The organism is Marilutibacter maris, from assembly GCF_003233695.1.
Classification (GTDB): Bacteria; Pseudomonadota; Gammaproteobacteria; order Xanthomonadales; family Xanthomonadaceae; genus Marilutibacter; species Marilutibacter maris.
This window is the reverse complement of the sequence record NZ_CP029843.1, coordinates 3,365,991-3,385,000: the sequence shown is the minus strand read 5'-3', so window position 1 is coordinate 3,385,000 and position 19,010 is coordinate 3,365,991. Positions and strand designations below refer to the sequence as shown.

The following is a 19,010-nucleotide window of genomic DNA, read 5'->3' as shown; positions in this document are numbered from 1 at the left end:
CCTGATGGTGGCTCATGCGAGCTATAGCTGTCGGGGGCCGCAGTGACCAGGCCGCTGCGACTGTTTATCAAAAACACAGCACTCTGCAAACACGAAAGTGGACGTATAGGGTGTGACGCCTGCCCGGTGCCGGAAGGTTAATTGATGGGGTCAGCCGCAAGGCGAAGCTCTTGATCGAAGCCCCGGTAAACGGCGGCCGTAACTATAACGGTCCTAAGGTAGCGAAATTCCTTGTCGGGTAAGTTCCGACCTGCACGAATGGCGTAACGACAGCGGCGCTGTCTCCACCCGAGACTCAGTGAAATTGAAATCGCTGTGAAGATGCAGCGTTCCCGTGGCAAGACGGAAAGACCCCGTGAACCTTTACTATAGCTTTACACTGAACGTTGAGTTCGTCTGTGTAGGATAGGTGGGAGGCTTTGAAACCAGGACGCCAGTTCTGGTGGAGCCATCCTTGAAATACCACCCTGTCGTGCTTGACGTTCTAACCTAGGCCCGTAATCCGGGTCGGGGACCGTGTATGGTGGGTAGTTTGACTGGGGCGGTCTCCTCCCAAAGAGTAACGGAGGAGCACGAAGGTACGCTCAGCGCGGTCGGACATCGCGCACTGTGTGCAAAGGCATAAGCGTGCTTGACTGCAAGATCGACGGATCAAGCAGGTACGAAAGTAGGTCTTAGTGATCCGGTGGTTCTGTATGGAAGGGCCATCGCTCAACGGATAAAAGGTACTCCGGGGATAACAGGCTGATACCGCCCAAGAGTTCATATCGACGGCGGTGTTTGGCACCTCGATGTCGGCTCATCACATCCTGGGGCTGTAGTCGGTCCCAAGGGTATGGCTGTTCGCCATTTAAAGTGGTACGCGAGCTGGGTTCAGAACGTCGTGAGACAGTTCGGTCCCTATCTGCCATGGGCGTTGGAGATTTGAGAGGGGCTGCTCCTAGTACGAGAGGACCGGAGTGGACGAACCTCTGGTGTTCCGGTTGTCACGCCAGTGGCACTGCCGGGTAGCTATGTTCGGAAGCGATAACCGCTGAAAGCATCTAAGCGGGAAGCGCGCCTCAAGATGAGATCTCCCGGGACACAAGTCCCCTAAAGGAACCATGAAGACTACGTGGTTGATAGGCTGGGTGTGTAAGTGCAGCAATGCATTGAGCTAACCAGTACTAATGATCCGTGAGGCTTGACCATATAACCTCAAGTGGCCTTGGACTCGACGATACGTCGACGACATTCGCCTCATTCGCTACTTCCCAACCCATGCAAGCTGGCTGCAGGATTGATCAATCATCCCGCGCTGCTTCACCAGCTTGTTCAGCGACCATAGCGCTGTGGTACCACCCGATCCCATTCCGAACTCGGAAGTGAAACGCAGCTGCGCCGATGGTAGTGTGGCTCAAGCCATGTGAGAGTAGGTCATCGCTGAACATTTACACCGAAGGCCGGACCCCGAAAGGGTCCGGCCTTCTTCTTTTGCGCAAGACAAAGACTGACGACCGCCCGCAACGGACCCACGCATACCGGCCTACCGGGCCTGCGCCAGAACCACCGCTGCAGCGGCGCTAGCCGCGATACCCTGCCGGTTCAGTCGCCGGCGATGAAGTAATCCAGCATCCATCGGCCGCTGCCCGCCTCGACCGACATCATCAGACGATAGTCGATCGGGCTGCGCACCCAGGGCGAGGCGATGAAACCGGTCGTCCCCGAGGCCTGCCGCACCCGGGTCCATTCCGGAGGCGTGGTCCCGTCATCCCGAGGGTCATCCGGGGCCCGTTGCAGCACCGCATGGCTGACCCGCGTCAGTACCTGCCCGTCGCGCGAGGGGCGGTCGCGGATCGCGACCCGGGTCCCGGTCACGACCAGGGCCTCGTAAGGATCGATGCCGCCGGGCGTTGGCAGACAGAACACATAGGGCGCGCAGTATTGCGGCGCATCCCGAGTGCCCTGGACCACGCCGGGGAGGGCGAGGATCGCGTCCAGCTCCCGCCACAGGTCCTGCTGGTCGTGCATGCCGCTGCCCCAGATCCTGCGGAAGTCCTCGGCCCCATGGTCGCCGCCGAAGCTCAGCTTCGTATCCGGGCCGACATGGGCCAGCAGGGCATCGAGGTCGCGCCGGGCGACGATGTCGGCGAGCTCACGCCTGGCCTGCCCCAGCAAGGGAGGCAGCGCTTCGCTCGGCGGCGCCAGCACCGGATCGGTTCCGGCCGCCCGTGAGAGCGGCGTGGACAACGCCATCGCCATCGCCACCACAAGCGCATATCGCATTGAAGGCACTGGCGAACTCCTCCCTGGATGACGCCGGAGGCCGTGTCCGGCGGATGGCTTCAGAGTACCTGCGGCGGCTCTGCGCCGACGATCACCACGTCGGCGGGACGGCGTGCGAACAGGCCGACGCAGACCACACCGGGAATCGGGTTGAGGGCCTGCTCGAGGCCAACCGGATCGGTGATCGAGAGATTGTGGATGTCCAGCACCCAGTTGCCGTTGTCGGTGACCACCGGCGCGCCGTCGGCGCCCTGGCGCCAGACTGGCTGGCCGCCGGTCAGCGCGAGGATCTCGCGCGCGACCAGGCTGCGGGCCATCGGGATCACCTCGATCGGCAACGGGAACCGACCCAGCACGTCGACGCGCTTGCTCGGATCGACGATGCAGACGAACTTCTCGCTGGCCTCGGCGATGATCTTCTCGCGGGTCAGGGCGGCGCCGCCGCCCTTGATCAGGCGCTTGTGCGGGTCGCATTCGTCGGCGCCGTCGATGTACAGCGACAGCGGTCCGGTGGCATTGAGGTCGAGCACCTCGATGCCGCGTCCGCGCAGCCGCTCGGTGCTCTGCTCGGAGCTGGACACCGCGCCCTTGATGCGGTCGCCGATACGGCCGAGCGCGTCGATGAAATAGGCGACGGTCGAGCCGGTGCCGACACCTACGATCATGCCGTCTTCGACGTATTCGATGGCTTTTTCGGCGGCCAGGCGCTTGGATTCGGACATGGGCTGGGTACTGGAATGGAGGAAGAGGATGTCAGGTGGAAGCGGCAGCCGTGGCGCCGGGCCGCGGCCGCGAATCATTCGAGCGACAGCAGGTACTTCCATTGCGAAGCGGTGACCGGGAACACCGACAAACGGTTGCCGCGGCGGATCAGGGCGAAGTCCTCGCCCAGGCGCTCGCCATGCTGCTTGATCTCGTCGAGCGCGATCGTGCGCGACAGCTTGCGCTCGAAGGCGATGTCGACCAGTTGCCAGCGCGGCTCTTCGCGGCTGCTCTTGGGATCGTAATAGTCGGACTTGGGGTCGAACTGGGTCTCGTCCGGATAGGCGTCGCTGGCGACGGTGGCGGTGCCGACGATGCCGGGTGTCGAACAGTTGGAGTGGTAGAACAGGACGCCGTCGCCGACCTTCATGCCGTCGCGCATGAAGTTGCGCGCCTGGTAGTTGCGCACACCGTTCCAGGGCTCGGTGCCGACGCGCTCGAGGTCGTCGATCGAGAAGGCGTCGGGTTCGGATTTCATCAACCAGTAGCGGCGTCGTGCGGTCATTCGGCAGGTGTCGTCTCGGAGGAGGGCGGGCGGTGGCGCGAGTGGAAATCGTGGCTTGCGGCCTCGGTGCAGGCCGCATCCAGCGGCACGTCCCAGGGCTCGGCACGCAGGGTATCGAGTCGTTGCAGTTCGAAAGCGGCGCCGACCAGCCATGGCGGCGCGGGGCGATCGCGCCGGAACGCGAGATTGCGATCGTACCAGCCGCCGCCCATGCCCAGGCGTTGCCCTTGGGGGCCGAAGCCGACCACGGGCAGCACCATCAGCGTCATCGCCTCCGCCGGCAGCAGGGCCGAGGCGGGGACGTCGGGTTCGGGAATGCCGAAACGGTTCTCGACCACGGCGTCGCCCGGACGCCAGGGCGCGAAATGCAGGCGGAAACCCTTGCCCAGTACCGGCAGACAATAACTGCAGCCCGCCGGCAGCCGTTGCCGCCAGGGTTCCAGGTCGATCTCGCCATCGCTGGCCCAGTAGCCGGCCACATGCCCGGTGCGCGGCGCGCAAGGCAGCGCCAGCAGGTGGCGGGCGACCCGCTCGGCCGCCGCCGCGCGTTCGGCCGCGGGCAGGGTGCGCCGGCGTCGGCGCAGGTCTTCGCGGAGCTGGCGGCGCGGGTCGGGCTCTGGGCTCATCCGGTCCGGTGGCGGTTCGCGGCAGCCGGGCGGCGCCGGGTAGGCGGGCGACGGATTCGGACCGCCGTCCCCAGACATGCGAACAGCGCCACGGAGGCGCTGTGCGCGGGTATGAAAAGTCCTCCACCAATGGCGATGCGCGCGAAACGACCTTGAACCCGGGGTTCAAGTGGGGATGCTTGGAGGCCGTCGGGCTTCCCGCTACAAGGCGGACCTGCACTCCGGGCCTTCGTCGCACCCCCGCGGTCGCAATTAAGGGACAAGGCGAATGTTTGCGCGCGCCGTCATCCACAGCAGAGGACGTGGGCGAAGTATAGCGTGGTCGATGCCGGTGTCGCGCCCGTTTGTCGGTGCGGACCGGTACCCGGTTCACGTTCGCCGATGCGGCCGCGTGGCTTCAGCTCGCCGGAGTGTCGAGCAGACCGTCGAGCTTGCGGTTCAGGTCTTCCAGGGTGCGCGTCAGCTCGCGCTCGTGGCGGCCGGACTCGGTACGCAGTTGCTGAAGCTCGTGGGCGAAGTTGAGCGCCGCCAGCACCGCGACGCGATCCAGCGCGACCATCCGGTTGCTGCCGCGGATCTCGCGCATCTTGCCGTCGAGCAGCTTGGCGGCGTCGAGCAGGTCGTCGCGCTCCTCGGGCTCGCAACCGACGGTGTACTCGCGATCGAGCACGCGGATGCTGACCGGTGTGCTGGTGTGCGCCTTGGTGTTCACGTGTGCTGCTCCAGCGACTTCAGGCGCGCGATCATGGCTTCGACCCGGACCCGGGCCTGCTCGTTCTTGGCCAGCAGCGCGGAACGCTCGCCGACGAGCTGTTCCTGTTGCTGCCGCAGACTGCGGTTCTCCTCGCCGAGCCGGCGCGCGCGATCGGCCAGCTGCTCGACGCGGGCGGCCAGGGCTTGCAGTTGCGCGAGCAGTTCGGCGTGATCCATGTCGGCATGATGGGCAGCGGCCCGACCCGGGTCAAGCTGCCGCGGTCACGATGTCAATGGCCAGGCCCCGTGGGCGCGGATGGGCCGCCGCCGTTGGCCGCCGCGGTGGCTGGCGCGGTCGGCGGATCGGGCCGCCATCCGGTCAGGAAGGCGGCGCAGGAGGACGCGTCCAGCGGCCGCGAGAGCCAGTAGCCCTGGACCTCGTCGCAGCCGTTGGCGAGAAGGAACTGCAGCTGGCTTTCCTCCTCCACTCCCTCGGCGATCACGTTCAGGCCGAGCGAGTGCGCCATGGTGATGACCGTGCTGGTGATCGCGGCATCGTCGGAGTCGCCGCCGAGGTCGTCGATGAACTCCTTGTCGATCTTCAGCGAGGTGATCGGCAGCCGCTTCAGGTAGGCCAGCGACGAGTAGCCGGTGCCGAAATCGTCGACCGCCAGTCCCACGCCCAGCTTGCGCAGCGCACCGAGGGTCGCCGCGCCCTGCTCGGCATTGGCCATGATCACGCTCTCGGTCAGCTCCAGTTCGAGCCGCTCGGGCGGAATGCCGGTGTCCTCCAGCGCCCGCGCGACCACCTGCGGCAGGTTGCCGCGCAGCAACTGCAGGGCCGAGATGTTGACCGCCATGGTCAGGTCCGCGTGCCCCTGGTGCCGCCACTGCATCAGGCGCATGCAGGCCTCGCGCAGCGCCCATTCGCCGATTTCGAGGATCAGGCCGGTCTCTTCCGCCAGCGGAATGAACTGGGCCGGCGGGATCATGCCGTGCTCGTCGCTGTGCCAGCGCAGCAGCGCCTCGACGCCGGTGATGCGCTGATCGCGCAACGAGAGCTGCGGCTGATACACCAGTTGCAGCTCGCCGCGATCGAGGACCTTGCGCAGCGCGGCGGTGATGGTCGCGCGGCGACGGATCTCCACGTCCATCGCCTCGTGGTAGCGCATCCAGGTGCGGCGACCGGCGGCCTTGGCCTGGTACATCGCGGTATCGGCATGCTTGAGCAGGTCGGTCGGGACCTGGGCATGGTCGGGATAGACGCTGATGCCGATCGAGGGCGAGATCGAAACGTCGTGGCGCTCGTCGAAGTCCAGTGCGGTCTCGAACGCCTCCAGCAGCTCGCGCGCGACCTGCTCGGCCTGCTCGATGCTCTCCAGGTCCTCCAGCACCACGGTGAACTCGTCGCCGCCGAGGCGGGCGACGGTGTGGTCGGGCCCCACCGTCTGCTGCAGCCGGTTGGCGGCGGCGCGCAGGATGCGGTCGCCGGCGGCGTGGCCGAGCGAGTCGTTGATGTCCTTGAAGCGGTCGAGGTCGAGGAACAGCAGGGCGATCTTGCGGTTGTTGCGGCGAGCACGCACGATCGCCCGCGACAGGCGTTCCGACAGCAACGCGCGATTGGGCAGGCTGGTCAGGGTGTCGTAGTTGGCGAGGTAGCGCAGTTCCTGCTCCGCGCGCTTCTGGTCGGTGATGTCGGTCAGCACCGCGACGTAGTGGCCGACCTCGCCGCCGGCCTCGTGCACCGCGGTGCTCTGCAGCGCGCACAGGAACTCGTTGCCGTCCTTGCGCCGCTGCCAGACTTCGCCGGCGTTGCGTCCGTGACGTTCCAGCTCCTCGTGCAGTTGCTGGTAGACCCCGGGCTGATGCTGCTGGCTGTCGAGAATGCTGGTCGGGCGACCGATCACCTCGCTGGCCTGGTAGCCGGTCATGCGCTCGAACGCCGGATTGACGGAAACGAAGTTGAAGTCGCGGTCGAACACGGCCACCGCTTCGACCATGCTGTGCAGCACCGCGCTGGCGATCCTGCGCTCACGCTCGGCGCTGCGGCTGCGGGTGATGTCGCGGGCGGTACCGGCCACCCGTACCGCCCGGCCCTGGGCATCGCGCTCGACCACGCGACCGCGCGCGCGCACCCAGGCCCAGTCGCCGCCGGGCGTGCGCGAGCGGTGCTCGGAGAGGAACAGCGCGGTGTCTCCGCGCAGGTGCCGGCGCAGTTGCTCGGCCACTCGCGGCAGGTCGTCGGCATGCACCTCGTGGGTGGTGTTGACCTGGGTCTGGGTGGTGATTTGCGGGGTGGTGCCGTCGGGGTCGTGGACGCGCATCCAGTGGAGCTTCTTCTGGCTCAGGTCGTAGTCCCAGAACTGGTCGCCGGAGGCCCACAGCGCCAGCTTCAGGCGCTCCTCGCGCTCGCGGATCTGCTGGAACCAGCCCTGTTCGCGCAGGTGATTGCGGCGCCAGCGCCAGCCGGCCACCAGCGCGCCCACCAGCGCGGCCAGCGCCACCAGCGCCACGGTCAGCGGGTGACGCCACAGCGGCGGCGCGACGTGGACCGGCACCTGCAGCTCGGACGTGTTCCAGACGCCGTCGCGATTGGTCGATTGCGCGCGGAACATGTAGTGGCCCGGTGGCAGTCGGGTATAGGTGATGTCCGGCTGGTCGCCGTTGTCGATCCAGTTGCGGTCGAAGCCGTCCATCCGGTAGCGGTAACGCAGCGAGGCGGTCGACGCGTAGTCCAGCGCGCCGATGCGCAGGCGCAGCATGTCGGTGCCGCCGGGGATGTCGAGCATGCGCGGCTGCCACAGGGTCGCGCCATCGGTCGGCGACTGGGTGCCGATGCGCGCCGACAGCAGCCGCAGCGGTGGCACGTAGGCCGAATCGCGGATCCGGTCGGGAGCGAACAGGTTCAGTCCGCGCACGCCGCCGAACAGCAACCGACCATCGCGCAGCCGGGTCGAGGCGCCGCCGTTGAACTCCAGATCCTGCAGACCGTCGGCCAGGCCGTAGTGGCGGATGTCGCCGCTGGCCGGATCGAAGCGCAGCATGCCGGTGTCGGTGCCCATCCACAGCTGGCCGTCGCGACCCTCTTCGATCGAGAACACCATCGGCACCGGCCGACCGCCGAGGCTGGCGGCGAGCGGGTGGTCGAAGCGGATGCCGCCCTCGTCGTCCTCCAGCACCCGGCTCAGCCCCGAGCGGGTGCCGACCCAGACGGTGCCGGCGTGATCCATCCGCAATGCCCGCACCAGGTTGCCCGACAGGCTGTCGGGGGCGTCGGCGCCGTGATGGAAGCGGTGCAGACGCCCGCTGTCGGGATCCAGCATCCCCAGGCCGTCGCCGGCGCCGAACCAGATCCGTCCGTCGCGGTCCTCGAGCAGCGCGTGCACGGCGCCGCCGGGCAGTGGTCGCGGATCGTCTTCGCGATTGCCGTAGTGGACGATGCGGCCGCCATCGCGGGGCACGTGGAGGGCGCCGATGGTGGTGGTGCCCAGCCACAGGTCGCCGCGCCGGTCGGTCAGCACGCTGCGCAGGGAGACGCCGTCGTACTCGCCGAGGGGATGGACCTCGGCGGTGCCGGTGTCGGGTTCGAAGCGGACCAGGCCGCGATCGGTCGCCAGCCACATCCGCCCATGACCGGCATCGATGATGGAAACCACCCGCACGTTTCCGGCGTCGTCGGCGAATGCACGGGCCAGTTGCGCGGTCCATTCCTCGAAACGGTCGGCGCCGGGGTCGTAGTGCCAGAAACGGCTGTCGTCGGTGGCGATCCAGTAGCCGCCGTTCCTGCCCTCCAGGATCGCGCGGACACTGTTGCTGGAGATGATGCTGTAGCGGTCGAGATGGTCCAGATTGAAGATGTAGCGGAAGCGGGTGCCGCGCGGATCGGTGACCGCGGCGCCGCGGAACGAACCGCCCGCCCACAGCATGCCGCCGCGATCGACCAGCAGGGCATTGATGCTGCTTTCCGGCAGGCTGGCACGGACCAGCGGATCCTCCTGGATCCTTTGCGTGTGGCCGCTGTCGGGGTCGAGCCTGACCAGCCCCTCGCCGCTGATCGACAGCCACAGATGCCGGTCGGGGGCTTCGGCGATCGCCTGCACCCGCGCGGTCCGGTCGAGCGCGTCGGCGTCGGCGGGCCACAGGCGCTGGAGCGTGTCGCCGTCGTCGCCGAGCCGGTAGAGCCCGTCGGATCGCCCGACCAGCACGCGGCCGGCGTGGTCGACCGCCAGCGCCAGTGCCGGTTGCGCGGTACCCACCCGTTGCGCGGAACCGCCGGGCGGGATCCGGAACAGGCCGATCGGGGTGGCGTACCAGACGCTGCCGCTGAGGTCGGAAACCAGCGCCTGGCGGCCGTTCTGTCCCAGTGCGCCGGGATCGAACATCAGTACCGGGGTGCGCTTTCCGGTCGTCGGCTCCAGCCGTTCGAGACCGGCTCCGGTGCCGATCCACAACTGGCCGGAGCGGGGCAGCAGCGCCCGTACCTGGCGATGGGCCCGCGTCGCCTCGGGCGCGGGCCGGAAACGCTGCACCTGGCCGCTGGTCAGATCGAGCCGCGCCACGTATTCGGAGTTGGAGCCGATCCACAGGCTGTGCATGTCGGCGACCGCGAGGGCGGTGACGCTGCTGTCGGGCAGGCTGGCTGGGTCGCGGGGGTCGTGGCGGAACAACTGGTAGCGGTTGCCGTCGTAGCGGTGCAGGCCGCCCTGGGTGCCGACCCAGATGAAGCCCTGCGGGTCCTCGGCCAGCGCCTGCACCGTGGCCTGGGCGAGACCCTGCTCGCTGCCGAGCTGGGTGAAGTAGTAGTCGCGGACGGTGGCATCGGCGCTGTCGGGCAGCAACCACGGCAATCCGGCCAGCACCGCCCACAGCAGGCCCACAGCGGCACGCGGCAGCCGACGGGCCAGACGGGCGGCTGTCGGTCGTGCATGGGCTGGGAACGGCCGTGGAGGCATCGGCACGGGAATCCTGCTGGAGTCAAGGCAGTGTAGGCAGGCTGTGACGGGCGTGCCAATCCGATGGTGCGAGCGGGCACGCGCCGTCTATCGCCCGGCACGGGCGCCGCCGCATCCATTTGCGGTTGTTACACTCTTGCTCATCCAGGTTTCAGCCATGAGTTGCCCGTGTCGGTCGCCCCTCACGAATTGCCCGCATTGAACGATGTCGATGCCCAGATCCGCCGCCAGTCGCTGGCGCTTTCCGCGTCGGAGCTGCATGGCAGCCTGTGCGGCTGGCTGGCCGGGGGCTCGACGCTGAAGCCGGACTGGCTGTCGCGGCTGTTGCTGGACGACAGCCTGCCCGCGCCCGACCCTGGCTCGCCGTTCGACCGTCTGGCCCGCGGCACCGCGGCGCAGATCGGCGACCGGGATTTCGCCTTCGAATTGTTGCTGCCCGAATCCGATGCCAGCCTGGCCGAGCGCAGCGGCGCGCTGTTCGACTGGTGCCGCGGCTTCGTCGGTGCGTTCGGACTGGCCGCCGGCGCGCAGCCGCCGCTGTCGGAGGAGGGCCAGGAAGCCCTGGCCGACCTGGCCCGGCTGGCGGCGGCGCAGGCCCAGGACGAGGGCGACGACTCCGACGAGGAGGCGCTGGTCGAGATCGAGGAATTCGTACGCGTCGCCGCGCTGCTGCTGCACGGCGACTGCGCGCTGGCCGCGCGCGACCGCCAGCGCCTGAACTGAGCGGGTGTCCGAGCCCCGTTCCCGGACTCGCTCCCAGCCCCCAAGCCCGTCTCCAAGGCCCGTGCACAAGCCGCTCTCGATTCCGAATCGCAATCACGTCCGTCGTCGTCGCCAGCTGATGCGCATGGTCGGCGGCGACGCGATCCTGGTCCTGCCGGCCGCGGAAGAACGCATCCGCAGTCGCGATACCCATTATCCGTACCGGCAGGATTCCGATTTCTGGTACCTGAGCGGTTTCGAGGAGCCCGAGGCGGTCCTGGTGCTGGTACCCGGCCGCCGCCACGGCGAGACCCTGTTGTTCTGCCGCGAGCGCGATCCCGAGCGCGAGGGCTGGGACGGCCCGCGTCATGGGCCGGAGGGCGCGGTGGAGGCGTTCGGCTTCGACGATGCCTATCCGATCGGCGATCTCGACGACATCCTGCCCGGTCTGCTGGAAGGCCGCACCCGGGTCTACTACCACTTCGGTCGCGACCAGGAGTTCGATCTCAAGCTGATCGGCTGGGTTAATCGGGTGCGCGCCCAGGTCCGTCATGGCGCGCAACCGCCGCACGAGTTCCTCGAGCTGGGCCACCTGCTCGATGAAATGCGTCTGTTCAAGGATCGCGATGAGCTGCGGTTGATGCAGCGCGCCGCCGACATCAGCATGCGCGCCCATGCCGAGGCGATGCGGGTCGTGCGCCCGGGCATGCACGAGTACGAGCTGCAGGCCGAACTGGAGCGGGTGTTCCGCGCCAGCGACGCGGTGCCGGCCTACGGCAGCATCGTCGGCGCCGGTGCCAATGCCTGCGTGTTGCACTACGTCGCCAACAGCGGCCGGATCCGCGACGGCGACCTGGTGCTGGTCGACGCCGGCGCCGAGTATCGCGGCTACGCTTCCGACATCACCCGCACCTTTCCCGCCAACGGCCGCTTCAGCAAGGAGCAGCGCCTGCTGCACGACTTGGTGGGCCAGGCGCAGGCGGCGGCGCTGGCGCAGGCGCGCCCGGGGGTGCCCTACGAAGCCGGCCACGATGCCGCGGTCGCCACCCTGACCGAGGGCCTGCTCCGCCTGGGGCTGCTCAAGGGCCGCCTGGAGAAGAACATCGCCGACGGCAGCTACCGGCGCTACTACCGGCACAAGACCGGCCATTGGATCGGCCTGGACGTGCACGATGTCGGCGAGTACCGCATCGACGGCGAATCGCGTCTGCTCGAGCCAGGCATGGTGTTCACCATCGAACCCGGCCTTTACATCGGCGCCGACGACACCCGGGTGGCGGCGAAATGGCGCGGCATCGGAATCCGCACCGAGGACGATGTACTGGTCACCAGCGATGGCCACAAGGTGCTGACCGAGGGACTGGCACGCAGCGCCGACGAGATCGAGGCGCTGATGGGCGAGCAGGCGCGCTGAGCCGTCGCGTCGCCGATTCGGCCTGCCTTCCCATGAACGCCCCATCGCGGCTCACGCCGCTCCTACGGTATCAAACCAGCCCCTGAGTCAGGGGGCGATTCGCATGGCAGATGCGAATGGGGGTGTGGAAGCGCAACGGCGGGGCCCAAGGCTTGCGCAGCAGACTTTGGGAGATATCCGGGCGCGGCCGGATATCGTTCCCCTCGTGGGAGCGGCGTAAACCTCGATCCTCGGGCTTTCCCATGAAAGCCCGATCGCGGCCCTCGCCGCTCCCGCGGAGGAAGGGAAGGGTCAGGCCGCCGCGAACGCGTCGCGGGTCAGGTTCTCCGGTGCCGCGTCGGTGCAGACCACATCGTCCTCGATGCGGATGCCGCCGTAGGGCTTGAAGGCCTCGACCCGGTCCCAGTCGACGGCATCGCCGTAGCCGTTCTTCTTCACCTCTTCCAGCAGCATGTCGATGAAGTAGATGCCCGGCTCGATGGTGACGACCATGCCCGGTTCCAGCACCCGGGTCAGGCGCAGATACGGGTGCCCGGTCGGCTTGTCGATGCTGCCGCCGCTGTCGCTGGCGGCGAAGCCGGCGACGTCGTGCACCTGCAGACCGATGCCGTGACCGATGCCGTGCGGGAAGAACGCACTGCTGATGCCGCGTTCCAGCGCCGCCTCCGGCGAGACCTTCAGCACGCCGAACTCCCGGAGTATTCCGGCCAGGGCGAGGTGGGCGTCGATGTGGATCTGCTTGTAGTCGGTGCCGGCGCGGACCTGGTCGCACATCCCCAGCTGGGCGGCGTCCACCGCCTGGACCATCGCCTGGAACTCGCCGGCACTGTCGGCGGCATGGGTCCGGGTGATGTCGCAGGCGTAGCCGGCGTGGCTGGCGCCGGCGTCGATCAGGAAGCTGCGCGGGTCCTTCGGCGGCAGCCGCCCCAGCTCTGTGTAATGCAGCACGGCGGCATGCTCGTTGAGCGCGACGATGTTGTTGTACGGCAGCTCGTTCGCGTCCTGGCGCACCGCCTGGCAATAGGCCAGATGGATGCCGAACTCGCTGGCGCCGGCGCGGAACGCGCGCTCGGCGGCGAGATGGCCGCGCACGCCCGACGCGCTCGCCGCGCGCATCATCGCGAGCTCATAGGGCGTCTTGTAGGCGCGGTGGTAGTGCAGATAGTCGATCACCGCCTGCGGATTGTTGGGCACGTGCTCGCCCAGCGCGCTCTGCGGCTCGCCGATGATCGCGCAGCGCGAGGGAGGCGGCAGGTGTTGCGCGGCCTCGTCGGCGGTGCGGATGATCCTGATGTCGAAATGCTCGACCCAGTAGCCGCTAGGCGCCTGCGGGACCACGTGCCAATAGTCGAACGGCTGCAGGTAGATCAGGGTCGGGCGCTTGCCTGGCGTGAACACCAGCCAGCTGCCGGGATTGCGGGTCAGCGGAGCCCAGGCCTTGAAGTGGGGATTGACCGCGTAGGGGTAGTCGCGATCGTCGAAGACCTGGTAGTGCAGCGTGCCACTGGGAACAACCAGATGCTCAAATCCACCACGCTCGAGCGCGACGCTTGCACGCTGCTCGAGTACGTCGAGGTGTTGTCGGTATAAGATCGCCAGGGCAGTCGCGGACATCGGGAGATACTCTTGGGAACGTCAAAGGAGTTTGACGGATTCTCATCGATTTCGCAGGGGCCACCGGGTGAAAAGCCGCGGTGGCGGGCCAGTGTCTGGCTGCTGGGTCTGATCGTGCTGCTGCTGTGCCTGCTGCCGACCCTGTGGATGACCCGCCTGCAGCAACAGAGGCTGCAGGCTGAACAGGACGAAGCCTTCGGCAAGATCATCGAACGTAGCCATGCCGCCCTGTTGTCGCAGCTGGACACCTGCGACCTGCTGGTGCGCTCCGTGCAGACCCTGTTCCTGACCTCTGACATGGTGACCGAGACCGAGCTCGATCATCTCTACGCCAATCTGCAGCCGCGACGGCATCTGCCGAGCCTGCAGGCGCTGGCCTACTCCGAGCTGGAGGCCGGCGGGGATGGCGATCGCTTCATCACCACCTGGGTGGTGCCCCGGGAAGGCAACCAGCGCCTGATCGGTCTCGACATTTCCACGCAGCCGGCCAACCTGCGTGCCGCCGAGCTGTCGCGCGACACCGACGAGGCGGTGATGTCGGCGCCGTTCCGCCTTGCCCAGCTCGATCACACCGGGGAATCCGCCGAAGGCGTCACCCTGCGCCTGCCGATCTACACCGCGGGAGCGCCGCCGGTGGACATCCGCGAACGCCGCCGGCGCATCGTCGGCTCGCTGGCGGTATCGCTGCAGGTCAGCAGCCTGATCGAATGGGCGTTGCCCGCCGACGCCCGCGACGGGCTGCACGTGATGGTCCGGGACGTGACGGGTGCGGCACCGGCGATGCTGTACGACTCGCACCCGCAGCTGAGCTTTCCGGCGCCGGAGGAGACCGTGGCCGGGCATACCCGCGACGGCCGTGCGGTGCGCAGCGTCGACGTGGTCCACGGCGGTCGCGCATGGCGGATGCGCGTCGCCCAGCTGACGCCGCCGCGGGCGGTGTCGGCCTGGCGCGACACCGTCCTGATCCCGGGCATTGTGATCAGCCTGTTGCTGTCGCTGCTGGTCGGCTCGCTGGCCAGCACCCGCCGGCGAGCGCTGGACCTGGGCTGGCAGCTGAGCCAGCGCCATCGCGAGAGCGAGGAGCGTTTCCGCGCGCTCACCGAGCTGTTGCCGGCGCTGGTGGTGCTGTCCGACGCCAACAGCGGGCGGATCCACTACGCCAACCAGGCGGCGCGAGACCGGCTTGGCGGCAACGTCGGCGAACGCACCCTGCAGGACCTGATCGAGGACCACGAGCTGCGGGCCCGATTGAGCATGCCGGATTCATCCGGGTGCCAGGGCGTGGAGGCGCAGCTGCGGACCGGCGAGAAGCGCAGCTTCTGGGCCAGCGTGTCGATCACGCTGGTGGAACTGGACGGTCGCCGCATGTGGCTGATGGTGGCCAACGACATCTCCGAGCAGCGCCAGCTGACCGAGCTGCTGTCCTACCAGGCCAGTCACGACACCCTCACCGAGCTGTTCAACCGCCGCGAGTTCGAGCGCCGGCTCGACCGGGTACGCGCGGAGGTCGCCAGCGGCGGCCCGGTCGGTGCGTTGTTCTACATCGATCTCGACCAGTTCAAGCTGATCAACGATACCTCCGGCCATATCGCCGGCGACCAGTTGCTGGCGCAGCTGGCGATGGTGATGCGCGAGCAGCTGCGTGGCGAGGACGTGCTGGCGCGCCTGGGCGGCGACGAATTCGGTGTCCTGGTCTCGGACGTGCACAACCGGGCCGGCGCCGAAGAGGTCGGCGAGCGCCTGCGTCGCCACATCGACGGCTACGTCTTCGTCTGGGAGCAGCGTTCGTTCACCATCACCGCGAGCATCGGCGTGGTGATGATCGAGCATGCCGACACCTCGCTCGACGACCTGCTGACCCAGGCCGATACCGCCTGCTACATCGCCAAGGAGAGCGGACGCAACCGGGTGCACTTCTATTCGGCGATGGACGACGACGCGACCCGTCGGCAGAGCGAGATGGAGTGGGCCAACCGGCTGCGCTGGGCGGTCGACGAACACCTGCTGTTGCTGAAGTACCAGGAGGTCTGGCCGCTGGCGGCGCCACGCGACGGCGGGCCCCGGATCGAGGTGCTGCTGCGCTTCCGCGGCGACAACGGTCGACAGGTGGTGCCGGGCGCGTTCCTGCCGGCGGCCGAGCGCTACGGGTTGATGCCGATGATCGATCGCTGGGTGATCGAGACGGTGATCGCCAACTTCGATCGCCTGCATCCGAGCGGGACCGGTCTGAAGATGGCGACCATCAACCTGTCGGGAGCCAGCATCGAGGACAATGCGCTGGCCGACCACATCCTGGCCCTGATCGACCGCCACCGGGTCGATCCCTCGCGGATCTGCTTCGAGATCACCGAGACGGTGGCGGTGCGCAACCTGTCGCACGTGGTGCGGTTGATCGAACGCCTGCGCGCAATCGGCTGCAGTTTCGCACTCGACGACTTTGGTGCCGGGATGTCCTCGTTCGGCTATCTCAAGAATCTGCCGGTGGACATCATCAAGATCGACGGCAGCTTCATCCGCGACATGCTGATCGACCCGATGAGCGAGGCGATCGTGCGCGCGGTCTGCGACATCGGCCACCAGCGTGGGTTGAAGGTGGTGGCCGAGTGGGTCAACGACCCGCAGGTCGCCGAGGCCCTGGTCGAGCTGGGCGTCGACTACGGACAGGGATTCGCGCTGCACGAGCCGGAGTACGTGACCTTCCACGGCGACGCGGCCTGATCGCGTCGCCGGGAGGGGTCCGCCCGGCTCAGCCGGGGCGGCGCGGGTTGTGGCTGGCCAGCCAGTCGCGAAGCTGGTGCAACTGGCTGTCGAGCAGGGTGATGAAGCGGAACCCGGCCCAGATCTGCCCGGGTGCGCTGGCGCGGTCCTGCCACAACAGGTGTACGCCGGCCTCGATCGTGGCGGTCGCGCCCTGGCCGAGGCTGAAGCGGAACTGGTACAGCGCGTCGTCGACCAGGGCGGTATGGGCGATCAGCAGCATGCCGGTCTCCGACAGGTTGCCGATCCGGCCGACATCGCGATCGGTCATGCTGTCGGTCACCATCACGTTGGCCTGCACGCTCTGGCGCCGTGCGCGACGGAACTCCCTGTGTGTACCGATGGCGGTCAAGGTGCGGCTCCCTGCAGTTGGTCCGGCATGCCGGCGAAGTTGCGCAATGCGCCGAGCGCCGCCTGCCAGGCGCGGTCGACCAGGCGTCCGCGGTCGGCGGAGACGACCCGGACCTGGTCCTGCGCCATCAGCCGCGAGACGTGATCCAGCGACTGTTCGTCGATGCGCTGGCCGCGCTGGTTGACGAACAGCACACGGTCGGTGACGGTGCTGAACCATGCGATGCGGCGACGCACGACGTCGCCCTGCTGGTTCAGCACGAACTCCATCCAGGTTCCGAACGGAAGCGTGCGCAGGTGCTCGTAGCAGGCCTGCTCGCGCGGGTTGCGCGGGGCCAGCGGCTTCGCCTTCGGGGGCTCGGCATCGTCGCCCAGCCGTGCGCGCGCCTTGAGCTTCATCGTCAGCTCGGTGCGCGAGGCCGGGTCGCCGTCGCCGCTCTCGTCGCGGCCGGTGGTCAGGTGGCGGGCGATCTGGGCCGCTTCGTCCTCGTGGTAACCGACCTGGGACAGCGCCTGTTCGACCTGGCGGTCGAGGCCCTCGGGCGGCTTCTGGCTGCCGATGCCGGTGGCCGCCAGCAGCGAGGTCATGCCGGCGTACTGTTGCCACTCCTGCGAGTCCTCGCCATGCCGGAGCAGGGTCAGGGTCAGCACGTCCGCCCATGCCTGGTCGAGCAGTTTGCGCAGGAAGCGCGGCAGCTCGCGACCGGCCAGCGCCTGTTCGATCGCCTCGCCGGAGCGGCGCTTGGCCATCACCAGCTTTTCCTTGCCGCGCGCCGCCTCGACGTGGCGGCGTTCGCTCAATTCGGCCTTGCGGGCCATCAGTTGCAGATGGTTCTGCAACGGCTGGTTGGCCGCCTCGAACACTTCCGCATCGCCCTGGAAGTTCTGGACCACGTGGTCGACCGCCTCGCGCAACTGGCGTTCCAGGCGCGGGTCGCTGCCGTCCTCGTCCATCCACTTGGCGCCGGCCTCGGCGACCGCGCTGAGCAGTTGCCGGGCCGGGTGCTGGGAACGGATGAAGAACGCCCGGTCGAGCAGGGCCAGGCGCAGCAGCGGCACCTGCAGGCGTTCGAGCAGGTTGCTGCTGAGCGTGCCCTCGCGCAGCTCGCGGCCGATCCCGGTGTACAGCAGGCCGAGCAGCTCGAAGGTGTCCTCGTCCTCGCTGGACAGGCGCATGGCCTGGCCATGCTGCTGCCGGCTCTGGGCCAGCAATGCCTGCTTGAGGTCGGCGATGGTGCGCGGGCGCTGCACATCGCCCGACTCCATCTGTTGCTGGGAGCCCAGCGCGGCGACCACGTCGGGCGTCTTCAGCGGGGCCTGGTTGCCGCCACCGGGGTCCTTGCGCAGCGAGCCCAGCGCCTTGCGGCGGCTGGAGAGCAGCTCCTGCAACATCGACAGCGCCGCCTTTTCCTCCTCGGCGGAGCCGCTGCCGTTGCCGTTCTCGCCCCACCAGCGGGTATGCGGACGCTCAGAGGCGGGCGCCGCCTCGTCCGCGCGGCCGGGCGGGGACGAGGGTGCGTTGCGGGGCCGCTCCCCGGCGTCGGAAGCCTGCGGTTGTTCCTGCGCCGCCGGCTGCGGCGCTGCGTCCTGGGCGGTCGGGCGCGTGCGCAGCGGCACGTAGGACAGCCCCGGCAGGATGTTCTCGCGGGCCAGCATCGCGTTCATCGCCTCGACCAGCTGCGCGTAGCCGGTCATCGCGTGGCTGTTGAAGCACTGGAACAGCAGCAGCCGTGCCTCCTGCTCCAGTTGCAGCACCTCGCCGGCCTCGGAAAGCAGCAGGCACAGGCGGTGCGGTCCGACCGGGAGCCGTTCGGCATCGAAGGCGGGCGCCCCGGCCAGGACCCCGAAGCGCTGTCCCAGCAGCAGCAAGGGCAGGCCCGCCCGCGACTCGTGCCGGGACGCGATCCCGGCCAGCACGGTCGCCTCGCTGACCTCGGCGTCGTCGACCAGGCGCAGGTCGTCGAAGTCGCCGTGGTCGGAGGCCTCGGTGGCGTCCTCGGCCGCCGGTTCGCGGATCGTGGCCAGCGCGGTTTCCAGTCCGGCCATGAACCGGGGCGCCAGTTGCGCGCGGTGCAGGCGGACCTTGCGCAGGGTCTCGAAGTAACCGGCCTGCAGCGCCGGATTGCGTGCCTGGTCGGCGAGCTTGAACAGCTGCTGCTCGAACTCCGTCAGCATGCCCTCGAGCTGGCGGCCGAAACTGTCCGAGGCCAGCGCGTACAGGCGCTCGAGTGCCGCCCGGACGCGACGCGGCAGCTCGGCCGAGGCCAGGTTCCTGTGGGGGTGCGGGATGGTGTTGGGATCCAATCTTGCGGACATGCCCTGATAGCCCTGGCCAAAGGGATGATGTGGAGCAGGACGGCGCCGACAGC

General features: G+C 68.2%; 13 protein-coding genes, 2 rRNA genes and 1 other RNA gene (1 of these 16 only partly in view). 5 read left to right on the top strand and 11 right to left on the bottom strand.

What is annotated here, in order from left to right; translation table 11 throughout:
* Both C9I47_RS14880 and rrf read left to right on the top strand, forming a co-directional pair.
* A 23S ribosomal RNA gene (locus C9I47_RS14880) occupies nucleotides 1-1,191 on the top strand (it extends 1,688 nt beyond the left edge of the window).
* 122 nt (nucleotides 1,192-1,313) lie between these two features.
* Nucleotides 1,314-1,428: ribosomal RNA gene (rrf, locus tag C9I47_RS14875) — 5S ribosomal RNA — on the top strand.
* Between the two features lie 156 nt (nucleotides 1,429-1,584).
* On the opposite strand, the gene C9I47_RS14870 is transcribed toward rrf, so the two are convergent.
* The 8 genes from C9I47_RS14870 to C9I47_RS14835 form a co-directional block, all read right to left on the bottom strand.
* Nucleotides 1,585-2,274, bottom strand: a complete 690-nt coding sequence (locus C9I47_RS14870) for an SH3 domain-containing protein (RefSeq protein WP_145985540.1) — start codon at nucleotides 2,272-2,274, stop codon at nucleotides 1,585-1,587.
* Between the two features lie 50 nt (nucleotides 2,275-2,324).
* Nucleotides 2,325-2,987: a ribose-5-phosphate isomerase RpiA gene (rpiA, locus tag C9I47_RS14865; RefSeq protein WP_111267451.1), complete on the bottom strand. Its 663-nt coding sequence runs from the start codon at nucleotides 2,985-2,987 to the stop codon at nucleotides 2,325-2,327.
* Between the two features lie 74 nt (nucleotides 2,988-3,061).
* On the bottom strand, nucleotides 3,062-3,532 hold the full coding sequence (locus tag C9I47_RS14860; protein ID WP_111267450.1) for an EVE domain-containing protein: 471 nt from the start codon (nucleotides 3,530-3,532) through the stop codon (nucleotides 3,062-3,064).
* Nucleotides 3,529-4,158 (bottom strand): 5-formyltetrahydrofolate cyclo-ligase, encoded by a 630-nt coding sequence (locus C9I47_RS14855; protein ID WP_111267449.1) that lies wholly within the window; start codon nucleotides 4,156-4,158, stop codon nucleotides 3,529-3,531. The genes C9I47_RS14860 and C9I47_RS14855 overlap by 4 nt, the downstream gene beginning before the upstream one ends.
* Nucleotides 4,159-4,274: 116 nt before the next feature.
* Nucleotides 4,275-4,461, bottom strand: a non-coding RNA gene (gene ssrS / locus C9I47_RS14850) — 6S RNA.
* A gap of 94 nt (nucleotides 4,462-4,555) precedes the next feature.
* Complete coding sequence (locus C9I47_RS14845; protein ID WP_111267448.1) at nucleotides 4,556-4,870, bottom strand: cell division protein ZapA; 315 nt, start codon at nucleotides 4,868-4,870, stop codon at nucleotides 4,556-4,558.
* Nucleotides 4,867-5,088, bottom strand: coding sequence for a TIGR02449 family protein (locus C9I47_RS14840; RefSeq protein WP_111267447.1), 222 nt, complete (start codon nucleotides 5,086-5,088; stop codon nucleotides 4,867-4,869). The genes C9I47_RS14845 and C9I47_RS14840 overlap by 4 nt, the downstream gene beginning before the upstream one ends.
* Nucleotides 5,089-5,141: 53 nt before the next feature.
* Nucleotides 5,142-9,728, bottom strand: coding sequence for an EAL domain-containing protein (locus tag C9I47_RS14835; RefSeq protein ID WP_190238525.1), 4,587 nt, complete (start codon nucleotides 9,726-9,728; stop codon nucleotides 5,142-5,144).
* A gap of 243 nt (nucleotides 9,729-9,971) precedes the next feature.
* Here C9I47_RS14835 and C9I47_RS14830 point away from each other — a divergent pair, with 243 nt between their 5' ends.
* Together C9I47_RS14830 and C9I47_RS14825 are read left to right on the top strand one after the other, a co-directional pair.
* The gene (locus C9I47_RS14830; protein WP_223250169.1) at nucleotides 9,972-10,526 is read left to right on the top strand and encodes a UPF0149 family protein; all 555 of its coding nucleotides are present in this window, start codon (nucleotides 9,972-9,974) and stop codon (nucleotides 10,524-10,526) included.
* A gap of 61 nt (nucleotides 10,527-10,587) precedes the next feature.
* Nucleotides 10,588-11,919, top strand: coding sequence for an aminopeptidase P N-terminal domain-containing protein (locus tag C9I47_RS14825; protein WP_223250168.1), 1,332 nt, complete (start codon nucleotides 10,588-10,590; stop codon nucleotides 11,917-11,919).
* Nucleotides 11,920-12,210: 291 nt separating this feature from the next.
* On the opposite strand, the gene pepQ is transcribed toward C9I47_RS14825, so the two are convergent.
* Entirely contained in the window at nucleotides 12,211-13,533 is a 1,323-nt protein-coding gene (gene pepQ / locus C9I47_RS14820) for a Xaa-Pro dipeptidase (RefSeq protein ID WP_111267443.1), read from the bottom strand.
* 114 nt (nucleotides 13,534-13,647) lie between these two features.
* Here pepQ and C9I47_RS14815 point away from each other — a divergent pair, with 114 nt between their 5' ends.
* Nucleotides 13,648-16,251, top strand: coding sequence for a bifunctional diguanylate cyclase/phosphodiesterase (locus C9I47_RS14815; RefSeq protein ID WP_223250167.1), 2,604 nt, complete (start codon nucleotides 13,648-13,650; stop codon nucleotides 16,249-16,251).
* A 28-nt stretch (nucleotides 16,252-16,279) separates the two neighbouring features.
* Here C9I47_RS14815 and C9I47_RS14810 read toward each other — a convergent pair whose 3' ends face one another.
* On the bottom strand, nucleotides 16,280-16,642 hold the full coding sequence (locus tag C9I47_RS14810; RefSeq protein ID WP_407067483.1) for a PilZ domain-containing protein: 363 nt from the start codon (nucleotides 16,640-16,642) through the stop codon (nucleotides 16,280-16,282).
* Nucleotides 16,639-18,957: a DUF1631 family protein gene (locus C9I47_RS14805; protein WP_111267442.1), complete on the bottom strand. Its 2,319-nt coding sequence runs from the start codon at nucleotides 18,955-18,957 to the stop codon at nucleotides 16,639-16,641. Before C9I47_RS14805 ends, C9I47_RS14810 begins: the two co-directional genes overlap by 4 nt.
* Nucleotides 18,958-19,010 lie beyond the last annotated feature (53 nt).

Bases quoted from the DNA above. Each gene is read 5' to 3' on its own strand.
- rpiA (WP_111267451.1), bottom strand. From the start codon at position 2,987: ATGTCCGAATCCAAGCGCCTGGCCGCCGAAAAAGCCATCGAATACGTC.
- C9I47_RS14860 (WP_111267450.1), bottom strand. From the start codon at position 3,532: ATGACCGCACGACGCCGCTACTGGTTGATGAAATCCGAACCCGACGCC.
- C9I47_RS14855 (WP_111267449.1), bottom strand. From the start codon at position 4,158: ATGAGCCCAGAGCCCGACCCGCGCCGCCAGCTCCGCGAAGACCTGCGC.
- C9I47_RS14840 (WP_111267447.1), bottom strand. From the start codon at position 5,088: ATGGATCACGCCGAACTGCTCGCGCAACTGCAAGCCCTGGCCGCCCGC.
- pepQ (WP_111267443.1), bottom strand. From the start codon at position 13,533: ATGTCCGCGACTGCCCTGGCGATCTTATACCGACAACACCTCGACGTA.
- C9I47_RS14805 (WP_111267442.1), bottom strand. From the start codon at position 18,957: ATGTCCGCAAGATTGGATCCCAACACCATCCCGCACCCCCACAGGAAC.